The sequence below is a fragment of the Kribbella sp. NPDC051770 genome, assembly GCF_040681455.1.
Taxonomy (GTDB): domain Bacteria; phylum Actinomycetota; class Actinomycetes; order Propionibacteriales; family Kribbellaceae; genus Kribbella.
In genome coordinates this window covers 394,515-417,882 of record NZ_JBFAYT010000006.1, presented here as the reverse complement: position 1 = coordinate 417,882, position 23,368 = coordinate 394,515, and the positions used below count along the sequence as shown (strand labels likewise).

At 70.8% G+C, this 23,368-nt stretch carries 25 protein-coding genes and 1 pseudogene; 11 read left to right on the top strand and 15 right to left on the bottom strand.

The features are described from left to right. Window positions 1-8 precede the first annotated feature (8 nt). A complete protein-coding gene (locus AB0M01_RS22340; protein WP_363672373.1) occupies window positions 9-653 on the top strand; it encodes a hypothetical protein in 645 nt (214 codons plus the stop codon). Here the strand turns inward: AB0M01_RS22340 and AB0M01_RS22335 are convergent. The 11 genes and pseudogenes from AB0M01_RS22335 to AB0M01_RS22285 all read right to left on the bottom strand — a co-directional run bounded on the left by AB0M01_RS22335 (window position 646) and on the right by AB0M01_RS22285 (window position 10,950). Then, window positions 646-2,097 (bottom strand): NADH-quinone oxidoreductase subunit N, encoded by a 1,452-nt coding sequence (locus AB0M01_RS22335; protein WP_363672371.1) that lies wholly within the window; start codon window positions 2,095-2,097, stop codon window positions 646-648. The genes AB0M01_RS22340 and AB0M01_RS22335 overlap by 8 nt on opposite strands. Then, entirely contained in the window at window positions 2,094-3,641 is a 1,548-nt protein-coding gene (locus AB0M01_RS22330) for an NADH-quinone oxidoreductase subunit M (protein ID WP_363672369.1), read from the bottom strand. Before AB0M01_RS22330 ends, AB0M01_RS22335 begins: the two co-directional genes overlap by 4 nt. Continuing rightward, window positions 3,638-5,401, bottom strand: coding sequence for a proton-conducting transporter membrane subunit (locus AB0M01_RS22325; RefSeq protein WP_363672367.1), 1,764 nt, complete (start codon window positions 5,399-5,401; stop codon window positions 3,638-3,640). The genes AB0M01_RS22330 and AB0M01_RS22325 overlap by 4 nt, the downstream gene beginning before the upstream one ends. Then, window positions 5,398-5,712 carry an NADH-quinone oxidoreductase subunit NuoK gene (gene nuoK, locus AB0M01_RS22320; protein ID WP_363672365.1) on the bottom strand — a complete coding sequence of 105 codons (315 nt, stop codon included), beginning with the start codon at window positions 5,710-5,712 and terminating at the stop codon, window positions 5,398-5,400. Before nuoK ends, AB0M01_RS22325 begins: the two co-directional genes overlap by 4 nt. Beyond that, window positions 5,712-6,212: an NADH-quinone oxidoreductase subunit J gene (locus tag AB0M01_RS22315; protein ID WP_363672363.1), complete on the bottom strand. Its 501-nt coding sequence runs from the start codon at window positions 6,210-6,212 to the stop codon at window positions 5,712-5,714. The genes nuoK and AB0M01_RS22315 overlap by 1 nt, the downstream gene beginning before the upstream one ends. A 134-nt stretch (window positions 6,213-6,346) precedes the next feature. Next, window positions 6,347-6,568, bottom strand: a pseudogene (locus AB0M01_RS22310) (4Fe-4S binding protein); the annotation flags it as partial. A 204-nt stretch (window positions 6,569-6,772) separates the two neighbouring features. After that, window positions 6,773-7,522 (bottom strand): methylenetetrahydrofolate reductase, encoded by a 750-nt coding sequence (locus AB0M01_RS22305; RefSeq protein WP_363672361.1) that lies wholly within the window; start codon window positions 7,520-7,522, stop codon window positions 6,773-6,775. Window positions 7,523-7,575: 53 nt separating this feature from the next. After that, window positions 7,576-8,754 (bottom strand): RNA polymerase sigma factor, encoded by a 1,179-nt coding sequence (locus tag AB0M01_RS22300; protein WP_363672359.1) that lies wholly within the window; start codon window positions 8,752-8,754, stop codon window positions 7,576-7,578. Further along, window positions 8,744-9,088, bottom strand: a complete 345-nt coding sequence (locus tag AB0M01_RS22295) for a YciI family protein (RefSeq protein ID WP_363672357.1) — start codon at window positions 9,086-9,088, stop codon at window positions 8,744-8,746. Before AB0M01_RS22295 ends, AB0M01_RS22300 begins: the two co-directional genes overlap by 11 nt. Window positions 9,089-9,130: 42 nt before the next feature. Then, entirely contained in the window at window positions 9,131-10,297 is a 1,167-nt protein-coding gene (locus AB0M01_RS22290; RefSeq protein WP_363672355.1) for a HAMP domain-containing sensor histidine kinase, read from the bottom strand. After that, on the bottom strand, window positions 10,294-10,950 hold the full coding sequence (locus AB0M01_RS22285) for a response regulator transcription factor (RefSeq protein ID WP_363672353.1): 657 nt from the start codon (window positions 10,948-10,950) through the stop codon (window positions 10,294-10,296). Before AB0M01_RS22285 ends, AB0M01_RS22290 begins: the two co-directional genes overlap by 4 nt. Before the next feature lie 114 nt (window positions 10,951-11,064). On the opposite strand from AB0M01_RS22285, the gene AB0M01_RS22280 reads away from it, so the two are divergent. From AB0M01_RS22280 to AB0M01_RS22265, 4 genes are read left to right on the top strand one after another with little or no spacing between them, the layout of a single operon-like run. Beyond that, the gene (locus AB0M01_RS22280) at window positions 11,065-11,580 is read left to right on the top strand and encodes a hypothetical protein (RefSeq protein WP_363672351.1); all 516 of its coding nucleotides are present in this window, start codon (window positions 11,065-11,067) and stop codon (window positions 11,578-11,580) included. Continuing rightward, window positions 11,577-12,626: a peptidoglycan-binding protein gene (locus AB0M01_RS22275; RefSeq protein WP_363672349.1), complete on the top strand. Its 1,050-nt coding sequence runs from the start codon at window positions 11,577-11,579 to the stop codon at window positions 12,624-12,626. Before AB0M01_RS22280 ends, AB0M01_RS22275 begins: the two co-directional genes overlap by 4 nt. Next, a complete protein-coding gene (locus tag AB0M01_RS22270; RefSeq protein ID WP_363672347.1) occupies window positions 12,623-13,285 on the top strand; it encodes an ABC transporter ATP-binding protein in 663 nt (220 codons plus the stop codon). The genes AB0M01_RS22275 and AB0M01_RS22270 overlap by 4 nt, the downstream gene beginning before the upstream one ends. Beyond that, complete coding sequence (locus AB0M01_RS22265; protein ID WP_363672345.1) at window positions 13,285-14,478, top strand: ABC transporter permease; 1,194 nt, start codon at window positions 13,285-13,287, stop codon at window positions 14,476-14,478. The genes AB0M01_RS22270 and AB0M01_RS22265 overlap by 1 nt, the downstream gene beginning before the upstream one ends. A 107-nt stretch (window positions 14,479-14,585) precedes the next feature. Here AB0M01_RS22265 and AB0M01_RS22260 read toward each other — a convergent pair whose 3' ends face one another. Continuing rightward, window positions 14,586-15,536, bottom strand: a complete 951-nt coding sequence (locus tag AB0M01_RS22260; protein WP_363672343.1) for a complex I subunit 1 family protein — start codon at window positions 15,534-15,536, stop codon at window positions 14,586-14,588. A gap of 81 nt (window positions 15,537-15,617) precedes the next feature. Here AB0M01_RS22260 and AB0M01_RS22255 point away from each other — a divergent pair, with 81 nt between their 5' ends. After that, complete coding sequence (locus AB0M01_RS22255; protein ID WP_363672341.1) at window positions 15,618-16,442, top strand: NAD(P)H-binding protein; 825 nt, start codon at window positions 15,618-15,620, stop codon at window positions 16,440-16,442. Here the strand turns inward: AB0M01_RS22255 and AB0M01_RS22250 are convergent. The 3 genes from AB0M01_RS22250 to AB0M01_RS22240 form a co-directional block, all read right to left on the bottom strand. Further along, entirely contained in the window at window positions 16,429-17,277 is an 849-nt protein-coding gene (locus tag AB0M01_RS22250) for an NADH-quinone oxidoreductase subunit C (RefSeq protein ID WP_363672339.1), read from the bottom strand. The genes AB0M01_RS22255 and AB0M01_RS22250 overlap by 14 nt on opposite strands. Next, a complete protein-coding gene (locus tag AB0M01_RS22245; RefSeq protein ID WP_363672337.1) occupies window positions 17,274-17,837 on the bottom strand; it encodes an NADH-quinone oxidoreductase subunit B family protein in 564 nt (187 codons plus the stop codon). Before AB0M01_RS22245 ends, AB0M01_RS22250 begins: the two co-directional genes overlap by 4 nt. A 62-nt stretch (window positions 17,838-17,899) precedes the next feature. Continuing rightward, window positions 17,900-18,652, bottom strand: a complete 753-nt coding sequence (locus AB0M01_RS22240; RefSeq protein WP_363672335.1) for an SDR family oxidoreductase — start codon at window positions 18,650-18,652, stop codon at window positions 17,900-17,902. A 151-nt stretch (window positions 18,653-18,803) separates the two neighbouring features. On the opposite strand from AB0M01_RS22240, the gene AB0M01_RS22235 reads away from it, so the two are divergent. Genes AB0M01_RS22235 through AB0M01_RS22215 form a run of 5 tightly spaced genes read left to right on the top strand, consistent with a single transcriptional unit; the run spans window position 18,804 to window position 23,337 of the window. Continuing rightward, the gene (locus AB0M01_RS22235) at window positions 18,804-20,267 is read left to right on the top strand and encodes a cytosine permease (protein WP_363672334.1); all 1,464 of its coding nucleotides are present in this window, start codon (window positions 18,804-18,806) and stop codon (window positions 20,265-20,267) included. Between the two features lies 1 nt (window position 20,268). Beyond that, the gene (locus AB0M01_RS22230) at window positions 20,269-20,814 is read left to right on the top strand and encodes a cysteine hydrolase (protein ID WP_363672332.1); all 546 of its coding nucleotides are present in this window, start codon (window positions 20,269-20,271) and stop codon (window positions 20,812-20,814) included. Further along, on the top strand, window positions 20,811-21,530 hold the full coding sequence (locus tag AB0M01_RS22225; protein ID WP_363672330.1) for a GntR family transcriptional regulator: 720 nt from the start codon (window positions 20,811-20,813) through the stop codon (window positions 21,528-21,530). The genes AB0M01_RS22230 and AB0M01_RS22225 overlap by 4 nt, the downstream gene beginning before the upstream one ends. Next, entirely contained in the window at window positions 21,527-22,492 is a 966-nt protein-coding gene (locus tag AB0M01_RS22220) for an ADP-ribosylglycohydrolase family protein (protein WP_363672328.1), read from the top strand. Before AB0M01_RS22225 ends, AB0M01_RS22220 begins: the two co-directional genes overlap by 4 nt. Further along, window positions 22,489-23,337 (top strand): PfkB family carbohydrate kinase, encoded by an 849-nt coding sequence (locus AB0M01_RS22215; RefSeq protein WP_363672324.1) that lies wholly within the window; start codon window positions 22,489-22,491, stop codon window positions 23,335-23,337. The genes AB0M01_RS22220 and AB0M01_RS22215 overlap by 4 nt, the downstream gene beginning before the upstream one ends. Window positions 23,338-23,368: the final 31 nt, after the last annotated feature.

Genomic DNA, 23,368 nt, shown 5'->3' with positions numbered 1-23,368 from the left:
TTCGGCAGATGATTGCTGATCAGCAGCGGCGGGACCGGGGGTTGCGGACGGTCGCCGAGGTGCTTGCGCTGGCCGAGGGTGGGACGGTGGTGCTCGATCCGTACTCGGTGCTGATCGGGACGCGGGTGCTGCTGGGGGCGGAGAACGTTCTGTATCCCGGGGTGGTGATCGAGTGTGCCGAGGGTGGGACGTGCGAGCTGGGTGACCGGAACACGCTGCTGCCGGGGACCTTCGTGAGCGTGCAGGCGGGTGGATCAGTTGTCGTGGGCAACGACACGAGGATCGGGGAGGGCGGCGCCCGGCTGCTGGCGGGGGCCGGCGACCGCCCGGCGAGCGACGCGGGCGAGAGCGAGACGCTGACGATCGGCGACCGGGCCCGGATCAGCAGCGGCGCACTCGTCGTCGCGCCCGCCGAGATCGGCGACGGCTGTCAGGTCCTCGGCCAGATCACCGCGCAGGACGTCGTACTGGCCGGTGGCGAGGACTTCACGCATCCCGACCCCGACCACCGCGGCGCGGTGCTGAAGGGCTTCGGAAAAGCGCGCGGCCTGCAGCTCGGCGTCGGCGAGGTCGTGAACGGCGCCGGGGACTTCGACGACGCGCCGATCGAGCGACAGCGGCGCTACCACCCGAACGCGCCGCGGCTCAGTTGAGCAATGCGAAGAGGGTCGCCGGGAGCACCGAGAACAACACGGCGACCGCGGTGCACGCGGTGATGACCGTGACCGCGGAGTTCTCGATGTTCACCGAGAACGGCGTCTCGGTCGGCGTACGGAAGAGCTCGGCGATCCAGCGCAGGTAGACCGCCAGGCCGGCCATCACGTTGACGGCCATCACGATCGCGAGCCAGAGCAGGTCGGCGTCGATGACCGACTGGAACGCGGCGAGCTTGGTGAACAGGCCCGCGAGGCCCGGCGGCAGGCCGGCGAGGACGACCAGGAAGAAGACGAGGGCGGCGGCCAGGCCGGGCTCCGAGCGCAGCATGCCTTGGTAGTCGGACAGGAGCCCGCCCGGGCGATGGCGTTGGACGACCGCCACCGCACCGAACGCTCCCAAAGTCACGACGACGTACGCCGCCAGGTACGCGACGACAGCTTGAGCATCGCCGACAGCGAGCGGCGCGAGCAGGAAGCCGACCTGGCCGATCGACGACCAGGCGAGCAGCCGGACGGCGTACCGCTGGCGCAGGGCGGCGACGTTGCCGACGGTCATCGTGACCGCGGCGAGGATGGCCAGCGCGATCCGCAGGTCGACGCCGCTCGGCGCGATCCCGTAGATCACCAGCACGAGCAGCCCGGCGACCCCGGCCGACTTCGACACGACGGCGAGGAACGCCGCGACCTCGACCGGCGCACCGACGTACGTGTCGGGCAGCCAGCCGTGGAACGGCACCGCGGCGATCTTGAACGCGAAGCCGACCACCACGAACAGCACTGCGGCGAAAGCGACCCGCTGCAGCGTCGGGTCGAGCGCGGACATCCGGGTGGCGAGCGTCTGCAGGTAGAGCGTGCCGGTCACGCCGTACAGGTAGGAGATGCCGAACAGCATCACCGCGGTCGACAGCACCGAGACGAAGAACGCCTTCAGCGCGCCCTCGGAGCCGCGCCGATCGCGCCGCAGCGCGACCATCGCGAAGCTCGGCAGCGACACGACCTCGAGCGCGATCACCATCGTCGCGAGATCCCGCGCCCCGGCGAGCACGGTCGCGCCTGTCAGCGCGCTGAGCAGCAGGAAGTGGTACTCCCCGACCGGGATCTCACTGTCCAGCAACCGGTACGCCGACAGCCACACGACCCCCAGCCCGCCGATCAGCAGCACCGCCCACAACCCGGCGGTCAACGGCTCGAACACGAGGCTGCACTCGGCCGGTCCTTCGACCGCCGCCCGGCAGAACCCGGGCCGGAACTCGTTCTGCTGCGTCACGACGAAGCCGAGCCCGAACAGGATCGCCCCGCTGCTCACCAGCGAGAGGCTCAGGTGCCGCCAGCGCGCCGAGCCGGCGCCCCAGAAACTGTCCACCATCAGCGCGACGACCGCGCCGATCGCGAGCACCAGCGGGACGATGACCGCCTGCCAGTCGGTCCAGGTCATCGTCATAGGAACGTCCAGTGGTCGAGCAGGAGCCAGGGACACAGCCCCAGGACGACGGTCAGCACGACCAGCGGCGCCCAGGTGACGAGCTCGATCCGGCTGAGATCGACCGCGAACGCGGTGGCCGGGTGCTCGGCCGGGTCGCCCTGGCAGAGGTTGCGGATCAGCCGCAGGAAGTACGCCGCGGTCAGCACGGTCCCGAGCCCGGCGATCACCATCAGCACCAGGTACGTCGTCCGTGGCAGCCCGTCGGCCGGGCGGTACGCGCCCATCAGCGCGAGCATCTCGCCCCAGAACCCGGCCAGCCCGGGCAGCCCGAGCGAGGCCAGGCAGGCGAAGGTGAGCAGCCCGCTGATCCGCGGCAGCCGCGCGTACAGGGCCCGGCCGATCGCGCGCAGGTCGCTGGTGTCGTGCCGGTCCTTGATCGCGCCGGCCAGGAAGAACAGCAGGCCGGTGATCACGCCGTGCGCGATGTTCGCGAACAGCGCGCCGGCCACACCCTCGGGCGACATGGTCGCGATGCCGAGGCCGATGAAGCCCATGTGGCCGACGCTGGAGTAGGCGATCAGGCGCTTCACGTCGGTCTGCGCGAGGCAGGCCAGCGAGCCCGCGACGATCGCCATCGTCGAGAAGCCGGCCAGGTACGGCGCGATGGTCGCAGTCGCGTCGGGCAGGACGGGCAGCAGGATCCGGACCAGGCCGTAGCTGCCGAGCTTCAGCAGTACGCCGGCCAGCAGCACCGAGCCGACCGTCGGAGCCTTCGCGTGCGCGTCGGGGAGCCAGATGTGCAGCGGCCAGAGCGGCATCTTCACCGCCAGGCCGAGCGCGATCAGGATCGCCGCGGCGAGCGCCGTACCGTGGGACTCGGTGACCGGGATCTGGCCGAGCAGCTCGAGGTCGAAGGTGCCGGAGGTGCGGTAGAGCAGCAGGAAGCCGACCAGCATCACGGCCGAGCCGAGCACGGTCATCAGCACGAACGTGGTCGCCGCGCGGCGGCGACCGGCCGGGTCGTGGTGGTCGCCCCAGATGTCGATGACCAGCCACATCGGGATCAGCACGACCTCGAAGAACAGGAAGAACAGGATCAGGTCGGCGGCCGCGAAGGTGCCGATCACGCCGGTCTCGATGACGAGGAGCAGGGCGATCAGGGAGCGGGTGCGGCCGATGCGTGGGGTGATGCGGAGGGAGTAGAGGCAGCAGAGGAAGACCAGCAGGGCGGTCAGCATGATGAGGGGCAGCGAGATGCTGTCGACCGCGAGATGGAAGCGCACGTTGAGCGCGGGGATCCAGGTCAGGTCGGTCTCGGCCCAGCCGTACAACCTGCCCGGCAGATCGCCCCGGTCGTCGCCGAGCACATCCAGTCCAAGCGTGACCGGCCCGCGCGGTCTCAGGTAGTCGATCCACAGCACGACCGAGCCCACCAGCACCAGGCCGGAGATCACCGACCCGTACAGCGCCGCGATCCGGTCCGCCGCCGTCGCCGGCAGGGCCCACAACGCCAGCGCAGCCAGCGCCGGCAACGCCAGAATGCTCAGCAGCACACCGTTCACGCGCCGATCACCCCCGCCAGGATCGCCAGCGCGATCACCCCGGCGACCGCGAGCGTCAGATACGTCTGCACGTTGCCGGTCTGCAGCATCCGGAACCCCTGCGACGCGAGCGTCCCCGCCCGGCCGAACCCGCGCACGTACCCGCCGACCACGTCCCGGTCACCGAGCACCGCGAGCTTCGCGAACCACTTCACCGGCCCGACCACAGCCTTCCCGTACGCCGCGTCGACCCCGAACTCCTGCTCCAGCACCACCGGCCGCGGATCCGCCCCGCGCTGCCACAGCGAGTACGCCGGGAGCGCGCCGAAAACGGCCAGCGCGGTGGTCAGCCCGGCCACCGGCCAGCTCACGTGCACGCCGTCGGCGTACCCGAGCCCGATCGCGCCGAGCGCGAGCAGCACCAGCGGCCCGAGCATCAGCCACGAGCCGTCGCGCAGCTTGGAGGTGTCCGGGTCCTCGGCGTCGGCCATCGCGTCGTCGTCCTCGAACGCACCGAGCGCGCCGGCCAGCGCGGGCGTCCGGAAGAACACCCACAGCCAGAGCCGGACGCAGTAGAACGCCGTCATCGCCGCGGTCAGGCAGACCGAGACCAGCACGACCCAGCCGAGCGCCGACCCGTCCTTCGCGTGGTGCCAGGCCGCCTCGACGACAGAGTCCTTCGAGAAGAACCCGGCGAACCCCGGTACGCCGGCCAGCGCCGCGAGCCCGATCGTCATCGTCACGAAGGTCACCGGCATCGCCTTGCGCAGCGCGCCGCGCCGGGTGTACCTGCGCAGTACGACGAACGCCGCGCTGCCGACCTGGTGCAGCAGCACGCCGGCGCAGAGGAACAGCAGGCCCTTGAACGCGGCGTGCGTGACCAGGTGGAAGAGCGCGGCGTGCCGGCCGTCCTCGGTCCCGAGCGAGAGCCCGGCGAACATGATCGCCAGCTGGCTGATCGTCGACCAGGCCAGCACCCGCTTCACCTCGACCGCGGCCATCGCGCAGAGCGCGGCGAACAGCATCGTCACGCAGGCGACCACAGCCAGGATCGTCAGCGTCGTCTCGGCGGCCACGAACACGTCGTACAGGCGGGCGATCAGGAAGACACCGGCGGCGACCATCGTCGCCGCGTGGATCAGGGCGCTGACCGGGCTCGGGCCGGGCATCGCGTCCGGGAGCCAGGTCTGCAGCGGGACCTGCGCCGACTTGCCGACGACGCCGACCAGGAGCAGCGTGGTGCCGGTGGTCAGCGCGGCCGGGGAGATCGGGCTGTCGCCGAGCTCGGAGATCCGGAAGGTGCCGTAGCCGAGGCCGAGCACGAAGATGCCGAACAGGAACCCGACGTCACCGAGCCGGGTGACCAGGAACGCCTTCATCGCGCCGGAGCGGGCGTCGCGGCGCTCCCAGTAGTGGCTGATCAGCAGGTACGAGCAGGCGCCCATCACCTCCCAGCCGATCAGCAGCAGGAACAGGCTGTCGGAGACCACCACGGTGACCATCGCTGCCGTGAACAGCGTCACCAGTGCCGTGTACGACGCGACGCGCTCGTGCAGGTAGCTGATCGAGTAGACCTGGACGCAGGTGGAGACGACACCGACGACTGCGAGCAGCAGCACGGTCAGGTCGTCGGTGCGGACGTCGAAGGTCCAGAACGCGGCGCCGATGCCGGTGCCGGGGAAGTTGGTGACCTCCGGGTCGACGCCGTACAGCAGCAGCGCGGCGAGGATCACCAGCAGCGAGAAGCCGACGCCGACCACGCGCCAGGTGGTCGCGATCACTGCTCGACCTCTTCGAGATCACGCGCCGCGTCGGCGTCGACGTGCCCGTGGCCGCGGAACAGCAGCAGCACGATCGCCAGGCCGAGACCGATCTCGGCGGCGGCGATGGTGATCACGAAGATCGCCAGCGTCTGGCCGGTGGCCAGGCCGTCGAGCCGCCAGGCGTCGAAGGCGACCAGGTTCAGGTTGACCGCGTTCAGCATCAGCTCGAACGACATCAGCACGGTGATCGCGTTGCGGCGCGCGAGCACGCCGTACACGCCGAGGCAGAACAGGGCGACCGCGAGCAGCAGCGGGAGAACGAGTGGCATCAGTTCTCCTTCTTGCCCGAGCGCTGCGAGAGGACGATCGCGCCGATCAGCGCGGCCAGCAGGAGAACGGAGAGGACTTCGAACGGGAGGACCCAGGTCCGGAACACGGCGGTCCCGATCGCTTCGGCCGACCCGTCCGGCACCGGCTTGATCTTTTCATTGCCGAAAGCAACTACTACACCGGTGCCGAGCAGCAGTGCCAGGACGCCTGCGACCACTGCGGCGAACGGGCTGCGCCGGGTGGTCAGCGCGGGCAGCGGGTTGGTCGGCGCCTTGGTCAGCATCAGCGCGAACAGGACCAGGACGACGATCGCGCCGACGTACACCAGGATCTGGACCAGGGCGACCAGCTCGGCGTGCAGTACGCCGAAGCAGCCGGCGACGGCGCCGAGCGCGATCACGAGCCAGAGCGCCGCGTGCACGATCCGGCGCGAGGTGACGACCAGGATGCTCGCGACCAGCGCCACCGCTCCCGCGACGGCGAAGAGCGCAGTGGTCACTCGTCGCTCCCGGCCGGTTCGGTGACCGTCGGGCCCGGGTCGATCGACTGCGGCGCGGGGACCGTCCACATCCAGTCCCGGAGCCGGTCCTTCTCGTGGGTCAGGTTGCGCAGCTCGGTCTCGGCGTACTCGAACTCGGGCGACCAGAACAGCGCGTCGAACGGGCAGGCCTCGATGCAGATCCCGCAGTACATGCAGAGGCTGAAGTCGATCGCGAACCGGTCCAGCACGTTCCGGCTGCGCTCACGGGCCTGCTCACCGACCGACGGCGCGGTCTCGGTGTGGGAGTCGATGTAGATGCACCAGCTCGGGCACTCGCGCGCGCAGAGCATGCAGGAGGTGCAGTTCTCCTCCATCAGCGCGATCACACCCCGGCTGCGCGGCGGCAGCTCAGGCTGGACGTCCGGGTACTGCTCGGTGACGGAGCGGCGGGCCAGCGTCTTCGCGGTGACCTTCAGCCCGTCGATCAGCCCCTTGCCGGGTAGTGCCACGCCTCCTCCGTCCGTAGTCCCTGACCGCTGACACTAACCGGTCCCGCCCGGTTACGCCGCGAGCAGGCGTCAGAGTTCGCGTTCGAGCCGTGCTGCTACCTCCCGGTACCGGCTGACCGGCACCAGGTGGACGCCTTCGAAGGCGCCGCTGTCCCGGATCTTCAGCACCTGCTCGCAGGCCGCAGCGACCCCGGCGTCGCGGTCCTGGTCGACCGCCTCGACCAGCGCGTCCGGGATCGCCAGCTGCGGCAGCCCGGCGAGGTTCTGGGCCATCTTGGCGCTGGCCAGCACCATCACCCCGGCGTACACGGGGATGGTCAGGTCGACGCTCTCGCGCCAGCGCAGCAGCGCGTCGACATCGAAGCTGACCTGGAGGTAGAGGAAGTCCGCCTCCTTCTTCCAGACCGGCACCTTCCCGAGCCGCGCGGTCGCGCCGACCTGAAACGGCCCGAGCCCCGGGAAGCTGGTCGCGCGGGTCTCCTCGATCATCGTCCGCACGGTGAGCTGACTGGTCCGCCCACCCTCGCTCGGCTCGTCCCCGTGCACGAACAGGAACTGCTCCACGCCGTACGCCGCGGCCGTCAGCAGATCACGACGAAAGCCGAGCAGGTTCCGGTCCCGGGAGTTGAGGCAGGCGATGCCACGCGCGCCCATCGCCTGCACCTCGTTCGCGACCGCGACGCTGGACACGGTCGCGCGACCGATGTGGTTGTCGGGGATCAGGAAGCCGTCGGCGATCGGGCTGAGCACGCCGATCTGGTGCCGGACCTTCTTCAGGTCCGGCCTCGTCGGCGGCTCCACCTCGCAGATCAGCTCCATGAGCCCTGACTCTAGGTGGTGTACCTGATCAGGTCGTTGCGGAGTACGGAGCCTCAGGTCAGCCGTCGTCTGATGAACTCCTGCTCGGCGGCGTTCTCGGTCAGTTCGAGTGCGGCCTGCCAGGCCGCTTTCGCTTCTTCAAGGCGCTCCAGCCGCTGCAGCAGGTCGGCCCGGATGGCGTGGAACAGGTAGAAGCTCCCGAGGTCCAACGCCTCGATCAGTTCGAGCGCCTCGGCCGGGCCGCGCAGCTCGGCGACAGCGACCGCCCTGTTGAGTGCCACGACCGGTGTGGGGGTCAGGGCGAGCAGGTGGTCGTAGAGCTGGACGATCTGGGACCAGTCCGTCGGCGGGTCGCTGTGGACGGCGTTGATCGCTGCCTGGAGCTGGTACGGACCTGGTTGGTCGCGACGCAGGCAGCGGCGTACCAGGTCCTGGCCCTCGGCGATGAGCTGCTGGTCCCACAGCTGCCGGTCCTGCTCGGGCAGCGGAACCAGGCGGCCTGCTGACGTGCGCGCCGGGGTGCGGGAGTGCTGGAGGAGCATCAGCGCCAGCAGGCCGACCGCCTCCGGCTCGTCAGGCATCAGCTCGACCAGCAGCCGGCCGAGCCGGATCGCCTCCTCGCAGAGGTCGCTGCGGACCAGGTCCTCGCCGGTGGAGGCGGCGTACCCCTCGTTGAAGACCAGGTAGACCACAGCCAGTACGCCGCGCACCCGCTCGGGCAGGTCGGCGTCGTACGGGACCCGGTACGGGATGCCCGCGGTCCGGATCTTCGCCTTGGCCCGGACGAGCCGCTGCGCCATCGTCGGCTCCGGGACGAGGAAGGCGCGCGCGATCTCCGCCGTACTGAGTCCGCCGAGCAGGCGGAGCGTCAGCGCGACCCGGACGTTCAGGGCCAGCGCCGGGTGGCAGCAGGTGAAGATGAGCCGCAGGCGGTCGTCGTGCACCGGGCCCTCCTCCACTGGTTCGTGCTGGGCGTGCAGCAGCGCCGCCTGGGCCTGCTTGTCCTCGCGGGCGGCCTCCCGGCGGAGGCGGTCGATCGCGCGGTTGCGGGCGGTCGTGATGATCCAGCCGGCCGGGCTGGGCGGCAGGCCCTGCTCCGGCCAGCGCTCGACCGCTTTGGTGAATGCTTCTTGGACCGCGTCCTCGGCCACGTCGAGATCGAACGACCGCGCGAGTACGGCAACCGCCCGCCCGTGCTCGGCTCTGAAGACCGCAGCGACGTCAACCGGCAACAGGACGGACCTCCACCGCCAGCGCGACCAGGATCTTCGCCAGCCGCCGCGCCCAGACCAGCGCCGCGTCCAGGTCCTCCACGTCGATGATCGTGAAGCCGCCGACGTGCTCCTTGCCCTCGGTGAAGGGCCCGTCGGTCACCAGCATCTCGTCGCTCTGCTGCTGCACCACGGTGGCGGCCTCCGGCGGGTGCAGCCCGGCGCTGAACACCCAGGCGCCGGCCTTGCGCAGGTCGTCGTTCCAGACCGACAGCTGCTCCATGAGAGGCGCCAGGAACTCGTCGTCCGGCACCACGCCGTCCGGCTGGTAGATGCTGAGCAGGTACTGCGTCATCACGACCTCCTGGTGAGTGTTGTACCCACTACACGAACAGCATCAGCCCGGATCGACAGGCAGCGACACCACAATCTCCAGCCCGCCTCCACCGCGCGGCGAAGCCCGCACTGTCCCGCTGTGCGCCTCAGCCACCGACCGCACGATCGACAGGCCCAGCCCAGCTCCACGCGCCCCCACCAACCTGTCCGCGCCCAGCCGCCGGAACGGCTTGAACAGCCCCTCCACCTCGTACGGCGGCACATCGGGCCCTGTGTTGCTCACCTCCACCTCGACCCGCTCCCCCGGCACCACGCGGCTGGTCACCCGCACCCACCCGTCGTCCGCGTTGTGCCGCACTGCGTTCTCCACCAGGTTGTGCACCAACCGCTCGAGCAGCAGCGCGTCCCCGAGCGTCGGAGCGTCCCCCGCCTCAGCAGTCACCCGTACGCCGGCCGCTGTCGCCTCGCTGGTCAGCTGCGCGACCACGTGCGTCACCACGTCCGCCAGGTTGACCGGGTAGACCGCGGTCAGCTCCTTCTCCGAGTCGGCCAGCACCAGAAGGCCGCTGATCAGCTGCTCGTGCCGGGTGTTGATCTCCAGCAGCGTCTCGCCGAGCTGCCGCACATCGGGTGACGCGCTCTTGCGGTGCATCGCGATCTCGACCAGCGCACGGCCGAGCGTCAGCGGCGTACGAAGCTCGTGGGAGGCGTTGGCGACGAACCGGCGCTGGCCGTCGAAGGACTGGTCGAGCCGCTCGACCATGGTGTCGAAGGCGTCGGCGAGGTTCTTCACGTCGTCGTCCGGGCCGTCGAGCGCGATGCGTTCGTGCAAGCCGCGACCAGCGGCGGGCGCCGCGGCGATGCGGCGGGCGGTGTCGGTGACCCGGTGCAGCGGGGCGAGCACCCGGCCCGCGACGATCCAGCCACAACCTGCGGCGAACCCACCGACCAGCAGCAGGGAGATGCCGCCCTGCACCAGCAGAGACTGGGTGGCGGCGGCCTTCACCTCGCGGCGCTGGTCCTGCATGATCCGCTCGATCTCCGAGGTGCTCGGACCGGGAGCCGCGCCGTTCTGGCCGGCGCCGTTCTGGACCGTGCCGCGGATCAGCACCCGCTGGTCCTTGCCGAGCTGCTGGCTGAACAGCAGGTACGTGACGCCGAGCAGCAGCACCCCGGCGACCATGAACAACCCGCCGTAGATGAGCGTCAGCCGCGTCCGCAGGCTCATGGGATCCGGTACCCGACGCCGGTCACTGTCTCCACCACTCCAGGCTCACCCAGCTTCCGTCGTAGCTTGAGGATGGTCAGGCGCACCGCTCCGGTGAACGGGTCGACGTGCTCGTCCCAGGCCTTCTCCAGCAGCTGCTCGGCCGACACCGTCGCACCGTCCGCCCTGAGCAGCTCAGCCAGTACGGCGAACTCCTTCTTCGACAGCGGCACGTAGCGGCCGTCGCGGAACACCTCGTGCCGCGCTGGGTCGAGCGCCAGACCCGCTCTGCGCAGTACAGGTGGGTCAGCGGGCCTGCTGCGACGCCCCAGCGCCAGCACGCGCGCCGCCAGCTCGGTGAACGCGAACGGCTTGGTCAGGTAGTCGTCGGCACCCAGTCCGAGCCCCTCCACCCGGTCCGGGACAGCAGCGGCCGCGGTGAGCATCAGGACCCTCGTGGGCGAGCCGGAGTCGACCAGCTGCCGGCAGACGTCGTCGCCGTGCACCACCGGGAGGTCGCGGTCGAGCACCAGTACGTCGTACTCGTTGATGCTCAGGCGCTCCAGCGCGGCACCGCCGTCGCCGGCGACGTCCACCGCGTGCGACTCGCCGCGCAGCCACTCCGCGATGGCTGCCGCCAGCAACGGTTCGTCCTCGACCACGAGTACCCGCACCTCGCCATCATCCCCGACGGCGGTGTTTCCTCCGTGTTTGCGGAGCTGGAAACGGCCGCGAAACGGCCCGCTGGCTTGGCTGGTGCGCACTGAACCACCAGCTGAGGAGCACTCATGAAACGACAGTCCGTCCTGGCCGCGATCGTCCTGGCGGCAGGCCTCGCCCTGACCGGCTGCAGCTCGGAGCCGGAGACCAGCCAGGTCGCCTCCGGCGGCACCACCCCGAGCAGCGGCTCCTCCTCGGAGCCGGCTCCGGAGAACCTGAGCCAGGAGGAGAAGGGCGTGAAGTTCGCCCAGTGCCTGCGCGAGCACGGGCTCGACATCGCCGATCCCGAACCGGGCAAGGGCATCCAGCTCAAGGTCGGGCCGGAGTCCGGGCTCAGCCGCGAGCAGGTCGACAAGGCGATGGAGGAGTGCCGCAAGTACAGCCCGCAGGGCGACGCCGGTCCAAACCCGGAGCAGGAGGAGCGCGGGCGCAAGTTCGCCGCCTGCATGCGGGAGAACGGCGTCGAGAAGTTCCCGGACCCGAAGCCGGGTCAGCGCGGCATCATGATCGACCGCGAGGCCGGCTCCGACCCGGACCTGGAGAAGGCGCAGGCTGCCTGCCAGAGCGTGCTGGCGGGCCAGTGAGGACACGGACGACCTGGACGGCGGCCGCCGTACTGGCGGCTGGTGGGGTGCTGAGCGCCGTACTGCTGACCAGGACCGACAGCAGCCAGGCCGTGGACCAGGCGGCGCCACTCAGCACGACCAAGATCACGCAGCAGACGCTGAAGGACACCGAGTCAGCCGACGGCGAGCTGGGCTATGGCACGACCAGCACTGTGGCCGGGCGACGCGCTGGGACAGCGACCGCGTTGCCGGAGAGCGGGCAGCAGCTCCACCGCGGCCAGACGCTCTACTCGGTCGACAACGCGCCGACGACTCTCCTGTACGGCGCACTGCCGGCGTACCGGCGGCTGGACGTCGACAGCGAAGGGCAGGACGTGCTGCAGCTCGAGCAGAACCTGCAGGCGCTCGGGTACGACGGGTTCACGGTGGACGACGAGTACACGGCGAACACTGCTGCGGCGGTGGAGGAGTGGCAGGAGGACAGGGGGTTGCCGGAGACCGGTGCCGTTGAGCTGGGACAGGTGGTCTTTGCTGCCGGGCCGGTGCGGGTGGACAGCGTGCAGGCGCGTGTTGGCGCTCCGGTCGGGCCGGGGCAGACAGTGCTCACCTACAGCGGGACACGGAAGGCGGTGACGGTGCGACTGGAGGCGGCTGACCTGCGGCTGGCCAAGGTGGGTGCTGCGGTGACGGTGGGGCTGCCGGACGACAGCACGGTGCCGGGCAAGGTCGAGAAGGTGTCGACGGTGATCGTGCCGGCCACCGGCCAGGACCAGGAGCCGACCACCGAGCTCGAGGTGATCGTTGCTATCAGCAACCAGAAAGCGCTGGCGGCGTACCCGACGGCGGCCGTCGACGTGACGTTCGTGGCGGCCGAGCGGAAGGGCGTGCTGACGGTGCCGGTCGCGGCGCTGCTGGCGCTGACCGAAGGTGGCTTCGGGGTGGAGGTCAGCGACGCGGATGGCTCGCGCTATGTGCCGGTGAAGACCGGCTTGTTCGCCGGCGGCCGCGTCGAGATCACCGGCCCTGGCCTCAAGGCCGGCGACCTCGTGGGGGTGCCTTCGTGATCACCCTCGACGCGGTCACGAAGGTGTACCCCGGCGGGGTCACCGCGCTCGGCGGCGTCTCCCTGCAGATCGAGGCCGGCGAACTGCTCGCGATCGTCGGCCCTTCGGGCTCCGGCAAATCGACCATGCTCAACGTCCTCGGCACCCTGGACCGCCCGACCTCGGGCTCGGTCCGGATCGACTCGTACGACGTCGCCAGCCTGTCCGACGCCGGGCTGTCCGCTCTCCGCGCGACCCGGATCGGTTTCGTCTTCCAGCAGTTCCACCTGGCGTCCGGCGTACGGGCCGTCGACAACGTCGCCGACGGCCTCCTCTACTCCGGCCTCCGCCCCCGCGAACGCCGCCGCCGCGCCCGCGCCGCCCTCGACCGCGTAGGCCTCACCCACCGCCTCGACCACGAACCCCACGAGCTCTCCGGCGGCGAACGCCAACGCGTGGCCATCGCCCGAGCCGTCGCCGGCGACCCCGCCATCCTCCTCGCCGACGAACCCACCGGAGCCCTCGACTCCCACTCCGGCGCCGGCGTCATGCACCTCTTCCACACCCTCAACACCACCGGCACGACCGTCGTCATCATCACCCACGACCAGGACATCGCAGCCTCCCTCCCCCGCCAGATCCACATGAGAGACGGCCTGATCACGAAGGAGGTGCGGTGATGCTGCAGCCAGCGCGACTGTGGCCGGGGGACGTGCTGAAAGTAGGAGCGGTCGGCCTGAAGACCCGTCCGCTCCGCGCCTTCCTCTCCGCTCTCGGCATCGCCATCGGGATCGCCGCGATGGTCTCCGTGGTCGGGATCTCGTCCTCCTCACGCGCCGAGCTCGACTCCACGTTGGATGCCCTGGGCACCAATCTCCTGACCGTCGAGCCCGGCACCCGCCTGACCGGTGAGCAGGCCGAGCTGCCGATGGCCGCGGAGAGCATGGTCGGCCGGATCGCCCCCGTCCAGGCCCACTCCGCGATCGGCCGCGTCGACGACGCGAACGTCTACCGCACGAACAAGATCCCCGTCGTCGAGACCAACGGCATCGTCCCGTACGCCGCCCGCACCGATCTCCTCGCCACCATCGGCGCAACCATCCGCAGCGGCAAGTGGCTCGACGCCGCGACCGGTTCCTTCCCTGCGACCGTGCTCGGCGCCGCCGCGGCCGAGCGGCTCGGGATCACCCGGGCCGGCCCGGACACCCAGATCCTGATCGGCGACGAGTGGTTCACCGTCCTCGGCGTCCTGGCCCCGGCCGCGCTCGCCCCCGAGCTCGACTCGGCCGCGCTGATCGGCTGGCCCGCGGCCGGTACGGCGCTCGGCTTCGACGGGCACCCGACGAAGATCTACACCCGCTCGGCCGAACGCCAGGTCGAGGCGGTCCGCGAGGTGCTCGGCGCGACGGCCAACCCGGAGGCGCCGAACGAGGTCCAGGTCTCGCGTCCCTCCGACGCGCTCGCCGCCCGCCAGGCCGCGGGCGAGGCGTTCACCGGCCTGCTGCTCGGCCTCGGCGCGGTCGCGCTGCTGGTCGGCGGGGTCGGCGTCGCGAACATCATGGTGATCTCGGTCCTCGAGCGCCGCGCGGAGATCGGCCTGCGGCGCTCGCTCGGCGCGACCCGCGGGCAGGTGCGGACCCAGTTCCTCACCGAGTCGCTGCTCCTGTCCGCCCTCGGCGGCCTCGGCGGCGCCGCGCTCGGCAGCGGCGTCACCGCCGTCTACGCGGCGTACCAGGGCTGGCTGACGGTGATCCCGCTCTGGGCCGTCACCGACGGCGTCGCGGCGACGCTGGTGATCGGCGGCGTCGCGGGGCTGTACCCGGCGATCCGCGCGTCGCGGCTCTCCCCGACGGAGGCGCTCGCCACGCCTTGAGCCCGGACGCCCACCACCCACTAACCCCTCACAGAGCCCGCTTTCCAGCCCTTCTCAGGCGTGAGCGAGGCCGCGACGCCGAGGTTAGTGGGTGGTGCACGTCCGGCTCAGAAGAAGACGACCACGCCGATGCCGGTGAGCGCGAGCTGGAGCAGCGCCACCGGCACCAGGCCCTGCCACGCGAGCTTCTGCAGCTGGTCGGCGCGCAGCCGCGGGAACGCGACCCGCACCCAGATCACCACCAGCGAGACGATCGCGACCTTCAGCAGCGACCAGATCCACCCGATCGAGTCCGGCCCGGGGCCGCTCCACCCACCGAGGAACAGCACGGTGGTCAGCGCCGCGAGCACCACGATCCCGGCGTACTCGGCGAGCAGGAACAGCGCGAACCGGAGCCCGGTGTACTCCGTGTACGGCCCGAAGATCACCTCGGAGTCGGCCACGGGCATGTCGAACGGCGGCCGCTGCAGCTCGGCGAGCCCGGCGATGAAGAAGACGACGAGACCAGGCAGCTGCCAGAGCAACCACCACGGGTTCCACTCGTGCACGATGCCCGTGAAGCTCAGCGTCCCGGCCGCGACCGCGACGCTCGCCGCCGACAGCACGAACGGCAGCTCGTAGCTCATCAGCTGCGCGGCGACCCGGAGCCCGCCGAGCAGGCTGTACTTGTTGCCGCTCGCCCAGCCGGCCATCAGCGACCCGAGCACTCCGATGCTCATCACCGCGAGCACGAAGAACAGCCCCGAGCCGAGGTCCGCGCCGACGATGCCGGGCGCGATCGGGATCGCGGCCAGCGCCGCCATGTACGGCAGGATCGCGACGATCGGCGCCCACTCGAACACCCGCTTGTCCGCGGCCGCCGGTGTGACGCTCTCCTTCTGGACGAACTTCACCCCGTCCGCGACCAGCTGCGCCCAGCCGTGGAAGCCACCGGCGTACATCGGCCCGAGCCGCGACTGCATGTGCGCCATCACCTTGTGCTCGGCCTGACCGACCACCAGCGGCGCGACCAGGAACGCGACCAGCACGCCGACGACCCGCAGTACGAACTCGAGCATGTGCGCACCCTACCGACTCCGGCTTGACCTCAACCATTGTTGAGGCCGAAGGCTGGCCGTCACCGAGCGAAGGAGCAAGAGATGATTCTGGTCACCGGGGCCACCGGGAACGTCGGCCGGCCCGTCGTCGACGGCCTGCTGTCGAGCGGCGCCGACGTCCGCGCACTCGTCCGTACGCCGTCACTCCCGGCGGCGGTCGAGGTCGTGCAGGGCGACCTCCACGACCCGGCCGTCGTACGCCGGGCCGCCGCGGGCGTCGACGCGGCGTTCCTGCTCTGGCCGTCCTTCGACGCGGCGGGAGCCGAGCCGGTCGTCGCCGCGCTGACCGAGCAGGTCGGGCGCGTCGTCTACCTGTCGGCGCTCAGCGCTGCGGACAGTCCGGCGAGTGTGTGGGCGACGGTCGAGCAGCTCCTCGCCGAGTCGGACACGGATTCGACCTTCCTCCGGCCTGGTGGGTTCGCGACCAACACGCTCGGGTGGGCGGAGCAGATCGCCGGCGGGGACGTCGTCCGCATCCCGTCGCCGAAAGCCGGGCGGTCGCTGATCCACGAGCGCGACATCGCGGACGTCGCCGTACTGGCGCTGCTGGAGGAGGGGCATGCCCGGCGGTCGTACGAGCTGACCGGACCGGAAGTGCTCACGCAGGAGCAGCAGGTGGCGACCATCGCCGCCGTGCTCGGGAGGTCGTTGCGGGTGGAGGAGGAGTCCGCGGCGGAGGCCCGTCAGGCGATGCTCGATCTGGGGGCGGACGAAGCCTTGGCTGAGGCGTCGGTGGCGTACTGGCAGTCGCTCGTCACCAATCCGGAACCGGTCACCACCACGGTCACAGACCTCACCGGAAACCCCGGCCGCACCTACAAGCAGTGGGTGGAGGACCACTCCGAGAGCTTCATCAGCCCTCGGTAGGTGGTTCCGGGGCAGCTTGCTTGCGGGTACGGCGCTCGCCTGCGGCTCCTGCTCTTCTCGGGCGCGCTGGCGTGGACGCCGCCTGCGCCGGCGCGAGCGGGTCCGGATCGGGCGAGCCAGGCGCTCGCGGACCCCAGGTCTCCGGGTCGGGGACACCCGGTGGCAGCGTCCGGCGGCGCGACGGGGCACCGGTCTTCGGGGCGTGGTCCGACTCGCCGGGCTCCTTCGCGCCGGGCCAGGGCTTCGCGACGCGGGAGGCGAGCACGAACTCCTTGCGCAGCGGGTTCCCCTCGAACTCGTCGGGCAGCAGCAGCGGGACGAGGTTCGGGTGCCCGGGGAAGTCGATCCCGAACATCTCGTGCGTCTCGCGCTCGTGCCAGTTCGCGCCGGCGTACACCTCGGACAGTGTCGGCAGCGCGGCACCGTCGCGCGGGACGAGCGTGCGCACGAGCAGGTGGTCGACGTGCGCGCCACCCCAGAAGTCGGCCAGGTGCGTCACCACCCGGAACCCGTCGGTGAGCTCGTCGCTCGCGGTCAGGAAGTCGAAGAAGGTCAGCCCGACGACGTCGCGCAGCGTTTCGTGCGCGGCCACCCAGGCCTCGACCGGTACGTCGACGGTCTGCACCCCGAAGCTGTCCGACCCGGTCGCGGCGATCCCCGCGTCGGTGAGCGCGGAAACCATGTGCCCCGGCCCACCAGCCTCCGGCAGCGCTGCAGCTTCACTCCCCTCGGGCGCGGGGGCGGGAGCGGTCTCGGCCGCAGGCCCGGCCGACGGCTCCGGAGCGGGCGCACCGCTCGCGGAACCCTCGGGCTGACCGCTCTGCTCGTCGCTCACTCGGGCTTCACCAATCCGCGGGTCAGCGCCTGCGCGGACGGCTCGTACCGGCTCGTCACGTTCTCGCCGGCGATCTTCTCCTGCAGCTTCAGGATCCCCTGCAGCAGCGCCTCCGGCCGCGGCGGGCAGCCGGGGACGTACACGTCGACCGGGATGATCTGGTCGACGCCCTTGGTCACGCAGTACGAGTCCCAGTACGGGCCGCCGGAGTTCGAGCAGGAGCCGAACGAGATCACGTACTTCGGCTCCGGCATCTGGTCGTACAGGCGCTTGATCGCCGGCGCCATCTTGTCGGTGACGGTGCCCGAGACGACCATCAGGTCGGCCTGCCGCGGGCCGGGCGCGAACGGGATCACACCGAGCCGGATGAAGTCGTGCCGGCCCATCGACGCGGCGATGAACTCGATCGCGCAGCAGGCGAGCCCGAAGTTGAACACCCAGAGCGAGTACTTGCGCCCCCAGTTCAGCAGGTACCGCACCGGCTCGGGCGCCAGCTTGGCCAGCGCCCCCACAGCCGGCCGCACCGAAGGCATCGGCAGGTGCACCGCGTGATCAGCCATGGCGTCAGCCTAGTCTCCGAACCACCCCGGCGAGCACCTCCCGCCGGGTTCCCCACGAAGGCTCATCCGATCAGATGCCCCGGCCCGGTGGTCAGGCCACCTTCCACCGGGAGCGTGATCCCCGTGATCCACCCCGCGTCCTCCGACGCCAGGAACGCGACCGCGGCCGCGACGTCCTCCGGCCGGCCAACCCTGCGGAGCGGGTAGATCGCCTTCAGCTCCTCCAGCGCCTCCGGCCGGTTGTCGAACGCCCGGGTCGCGATCGTCGCCGGCGCCACCACGTTGAAGCGAACGCCGGTCGGACCATGCTCAGCCGCGAGATTGCTGACGAGGCTAATCAGTCCCGCCTTCGCGGCGGCGTACGGGTTGGTGCCGAGCGCGACGACTCCGCTGATCGAGCCGACCAGCACCACCGCGCCCGCCCCCGACTCGACGAGATGCGGCAGCGCCGCCTCGATACACCGGACCGCCCCGACGAACGTGAAGTCGTACTGCCTCACCCACTGCCCGTCCCCCGGCTCGACCGCTTCCCGGTTCGCGAGGTTGTGCCCGGCAACGTGCGCCAGTACGTCGAGCCGCCCGAACCGCTCGACGGCAGCGGCGATCGCCGCCTCCACCGACTCCCGGCTGGTCACATCACCCGCGACCGCCATCGCACTGGCACCCAGCTCGCCCACGACCTCCTCAGCAGCCGGCAGATCGACATCCGCCACCACGACCGCCGCCCCCTCGGCGCCCAACCGCAACGCCGTGGCCCGCCCGATCCCGTGCGCACCTCCGGTCACCACCGCGACCTTCCCCGCGAACCGATCCACCACAACTCCCTCTCACCCGACGACCCACTCGACGCTACGAGTTAGACCGCGCTCTAGGTCAACCCGGCGCAATCTCCTTGACCGCCCCAAACCCCCGACTTAGCCTGAGTGAACAGGACTGAACAGGTTCACTCTCAGGTGGGAGACGGCCGTGGCCGAGCAGGTGGACAGTGGGGTGGAGGTCCGGGCACTCGCGGTGGAGAGCAACGGGCTGAACGTGATCGACGACGCCGAGCGGAAGGGCCGGCCGCGGGATCTGTTCTGGCCGTGGTTCGGCGCGAACGTCTCGGTGCTGGGTCTGAGCTACGGCGCGTTCGCGCTCGGGTTCGGGATCTCGTTCTGGCAGGCCGTGGTGGCCGGCGTGGTCGGGATCGTGTTCTCGTTCCTGCTCTGCGGCCTGATCGCACTGGCCGGGAAGCGCGGATCGGCGCCGACGCTGGTGCTGAGCCGAGCCGCGTTCGGGGTGCGAGGCAACAAGCTGCCGTCGCTGGTCTCGTGGCTGCTGACCGTCGGCTGGGAGACCGTGCTGACGATCCTCGCCACGCTCGCGACAGCGACCGTGTTCGAGCGCCTCGGCTGGGGCGGCGGCGCGGTCACCAAGGTCGTCGCGCTCGTTGTCGTCGGCACCTTGATCGTTGCCTGCGGCGTGCTCGGGTTCGACCTGATCATGCGAATGCAGACCGTCATCACGGTTGTCACCGGCGTACTCACTGTCGTTTACATCGCGCTCGTCGCCGACCAGGTCAGCTGGAGCACTGTCTCGGCCCTGCCCGGCGGGTCCAGCCAGGAACTGATCGGTGCCCTGGTCTTCCTGATGACCGGCTTCGGCCTCGGCTGGGTCAACGCCGCCGCCGACTACTCCCGCTACCTCCCCCGGACGGCGTCCAGCCGCGGCGTCGTCGGCTGGACCACCTTCGGCGCCGCGCTCGCGCCGATCGTGCTGCTGATCTTCGGCCTCCTGCTGGCCGGCTCGTCCGCCGACCTCAGTACGGCGATCGCGGGCGACCCGATCGGCGCGCTCGCACAGGCGCTGCCGACCTGGTTCCTGGTGCCGTTCGTGATCGTCGCCGTGCTCGGCCTGGTCGGCGGCGCGGTGCTCGACATCTACTCGTCCGGCCTGGCGCTGCTGTCGCTCGGTGTACCGGTCCCCCGGTACGTCGCTGCCTTCATCGACGGCCTGGTGATGATCGCCGGGACCATCTACGTGGTCTTCTTCGGCGACCAGTTCCTGCTCGAGTTCCAGGGCTTCCTGATCACGCTCGGCGTCCCGGTCGCGGCTTGGTGCGGGATCATGCTGGCCGACGCCGCGACCCGGCGCGGCGACTACGCCGAGGCCGACCTGTTCGACCGCCGCGGCCGCTACGGCGACGTCCGGTGGTTGCCGATCGCCACCATGATCGTTGCCACCGGCATCGGCTGGGGCCTGGTCACGAACGGCAACGCGAGCTGGCTGACCTGGCAGGGCTACCTGCTCGACCCGCTCGGCCTCGGCGGCAAGCAGGGCGCCTGGGCGTTCGCCAACCTCGGCGTCCTGCTCGCGCTGGCCGGGTCGTTCCTGGTCGCCCTGATCGGCTGGTACGCCGGGCAGCGGCGGACCGGCGTACGGGGGAACTGACGTGGTGCTCGCGCTCATCGACCTGCAGAAGATCTTCGCCGAACCCGAGAGTGGCTGGGCGACCCCGGACTTCCAGCGGGTGATCAAGCCGACCCAGGAACTGGTCGAGCTGTTCGCGCCGCAGGTGATCTTCACCCGCTTCGTCGCACCCACCGGGGAACCGACCGGTTCCTGGATCCCGTACTACGAGCAGTGGCCGTTCGCGCTGCAACCACCGGACTCGTACGCCTACCAGCTCGTCGACGAGTTCCACGGAGCGCCGACGCTCGACAAGCCGACGTTCAGCAAATGGGGCCGCGAGCTCGCCGACGCCGTCGCGCCGGACGGGCGGCTGGTGCTCGCGGGCGTGACGACCGACTGCTGCGTGCTGACGACCGCGCTTGCGGCGGTCGACGGCGGGGCGCGCGTCCAGGTCGTGGAGGACGCGTGCGCCGGGGTGGACGAGGAGAGCCACCGGAAGGCGATCGACATCATGCGGCTGTACGCGCCGATGCTGGAGATCGTCACCGTCGACCAGCTGCGCACCGCGGGCGGTCTCGGCCAGTGACGTCCGGCGTCACCCTCAAGCACGAGCGGATCGCCGCGATCCTGGCCCGGGAGATCCGGTCGGGGCGCCTCGGGCACGGGAACCGGCTGCCGGGTGAGGTGGAGCTGGCGCGGCGGTTCGGGGTGAGTCGCAACACGGTGCGGTCGGCGCTCGCCGTACTGACCGCGGACGGGCTGATCGCGACGCGGACGGGGAAGGGGTCGTTCGTACTGTTCGACGGGCGGCCGTTGGACGATCCGCTGGGGTGGACGCATGCGCTGGCCGAGCACGGGGTGGAGACGTCGGTGCGGGTCCTGCGGTTGGAGCTGGACGAGGATCCGGAGTTGGCGGAGCAGCTGGAGCTGGATTCTGCCGAGGTGATCGTGGTCGAGCGGATCCGCTCGCTGGTGGATGGTGAGGCAATCTCGCTGGAGCGGAGCACGTTGCCAGCGATCGAGGCGCTGCGGGACCTGCCGGAGCGGGGGTTGGACGACGGGTCGATCATCTCGACGCTGACGAACGCCGGGGTGCATCTGGCGCAAGGTGAGCAGAGGTTGCGGGCTCGGCCGTTGACTCCGGACGAGGCTTTGTTGCTCGGGCGGCCGGAGGACACGTGGTTCCTGCACAGTCGCCGGACGAGCTGGACGGCGGACAACCAGTTCGCCGAGCAGGTGGACAGCCTGCTGGATCCGCGGCACTTCGAGCTGAGCTTGACGTACGGCGAGACGCCGCGATGACCTCGGTCGAGGCGCGGGCGGTGGGGGCGCTGTACGGGTTGGCGATCGGGGACGCGCTCGGGATGCCGACGCAATCGTTGCCTCGGGCACGCATTGTCGAGCTGCACGGCGAGGTGATCGACGGGTTTCGTCCTGCGCCTGACGACCAGCCGCTGGCGGCGGGGATGCCGGCGGGGGCGATCACCGACGACACCGAGCAGGCGTTGCTGCTCGGGCGGTTGGTGGTCGAGGGCAACGGGGTGGTCGACGGGCATGAGCTCGCTCGGCGGTTGCTGGCGTGGGAGGACGAGATGCGCGCGCGGGGGTCGCTGGACTTGCTCGGCCCGTCGACCAAGCGGGCGCTCGACGCGCTGCTCGTAGGTGGGAACATCGCCGAAACCGGTCGGTTCGGTACGACGAACGGCGCCGCCATGCGAATCACCCCGGTGGGGATCGCCGCACGCGGACCGGAGCTGATCGATCGAGTGGTTGCGGCGAGCGCGCCGACGCACAACACGGGGTTGGCGCTGTCGGCTGCCGCCGCGGTGGCTGCTGCGGTGAGCGCGGGAGTGGACGGCGCGACGATCGCGGAGGCGACCACAGCAGCTGTCGCCGCGGCACGCGACGCCGCCAACCGGGGTTACTGGGTCGCGGGGGCCGATGTGTCAGCCCGCATCGCCTGGGCAGTCTCCTTGGAGCCGACCACACAAAACTTGTATGAGTTGGTAGGGACGAGCCTGCTCGCTCAGGAGTCGGTGCCTGCTGCATTTGCGGTGGCCAACGGCTTCACGGATCCGTGGGAGGCCGTGCGGGTCGCCGCTTCGGTTGGTGGAGACACCGACACGATCGCGGCGATCGCCGGGGCTGTGGTGGGGGCGTGCCACGGCGTCGAGGCGTTTCCTCCCGACGTACGGCGTACGGTCGCAGCCGTCAATCGCCTGGAGCTGGAGGCGTTGGCAGGCGAACTGCTGGAGCTCCGATGAGGCTGGTGCATCTCGGGAACGCGGTGATCGACCTGGTGCTGACGGTCGATCGCCTGCCCGAGCGCGGTGGGGACGTGCTGGCGGGGTCGACGCAGCGGGCGACCGGTGGTGGGTTCAACGTGATGGCGGCGGCCGGGCGGCTCGGGCTGGAGACCGTGTACGGCGGGGTGCTGGGGACCGGGCCGTTCGCGGACCAGGCGCGGGAGGACCTGCGGCGGGAGGGGATCGCGTTTCCGCAGCCGCAGCATCCGGGGATGGACACGGGGTTCGTCGTCGCGCTGGTCGACGGCGAGGGCGAGCGGACCTTCGTGACCAGCCCGGGCGCCGAGGCGACGTTGAGTGCGGTGCCGGAGACGACGGCGGACGATCTCGTGTACGTCTCGGGCTACAGCCTGCTGCACGCCGCCAACCGGGCGACGCTTGTCGAGCGGCTTCCGCAGATCGTCGGGGCGGTGTTCTTCGATCCGGGGCCGCTGGTCGGGGAGATCCCGGCGGGTGCGCTGGAGGTCGCTCTCGACCGCGCCGACTGGGTGAGTTGCAACGCTCGAGAGGCCGAGGTTCTGCGGGAGCGGCGCTCGCGGAATCTGATCGTGAGACTGGGCCCTGACGGGTGTTTGGTGAACGGGCAACCAGTGGCCGGCTTCCCGGTCGACGCCGTGGACCTGAACGGCGCCGGGGACGCGCACGCCGGAGCGTTCCTCGCCGGGCTCGCGAACGGGTCGACGCCGCTCGAAGCCGCCAGGCAGGCGAACGCCGCCGCCGCGCTCGCGGTCACGCGCCGCGGCCCCGCGACCGGACCCACCCGCGGCGAGCTGGACGCGTACCTCGCGAGCCGGCCCACCTAAGGCACCGGAGCGCTGCCTAAGGCTCCCTGCG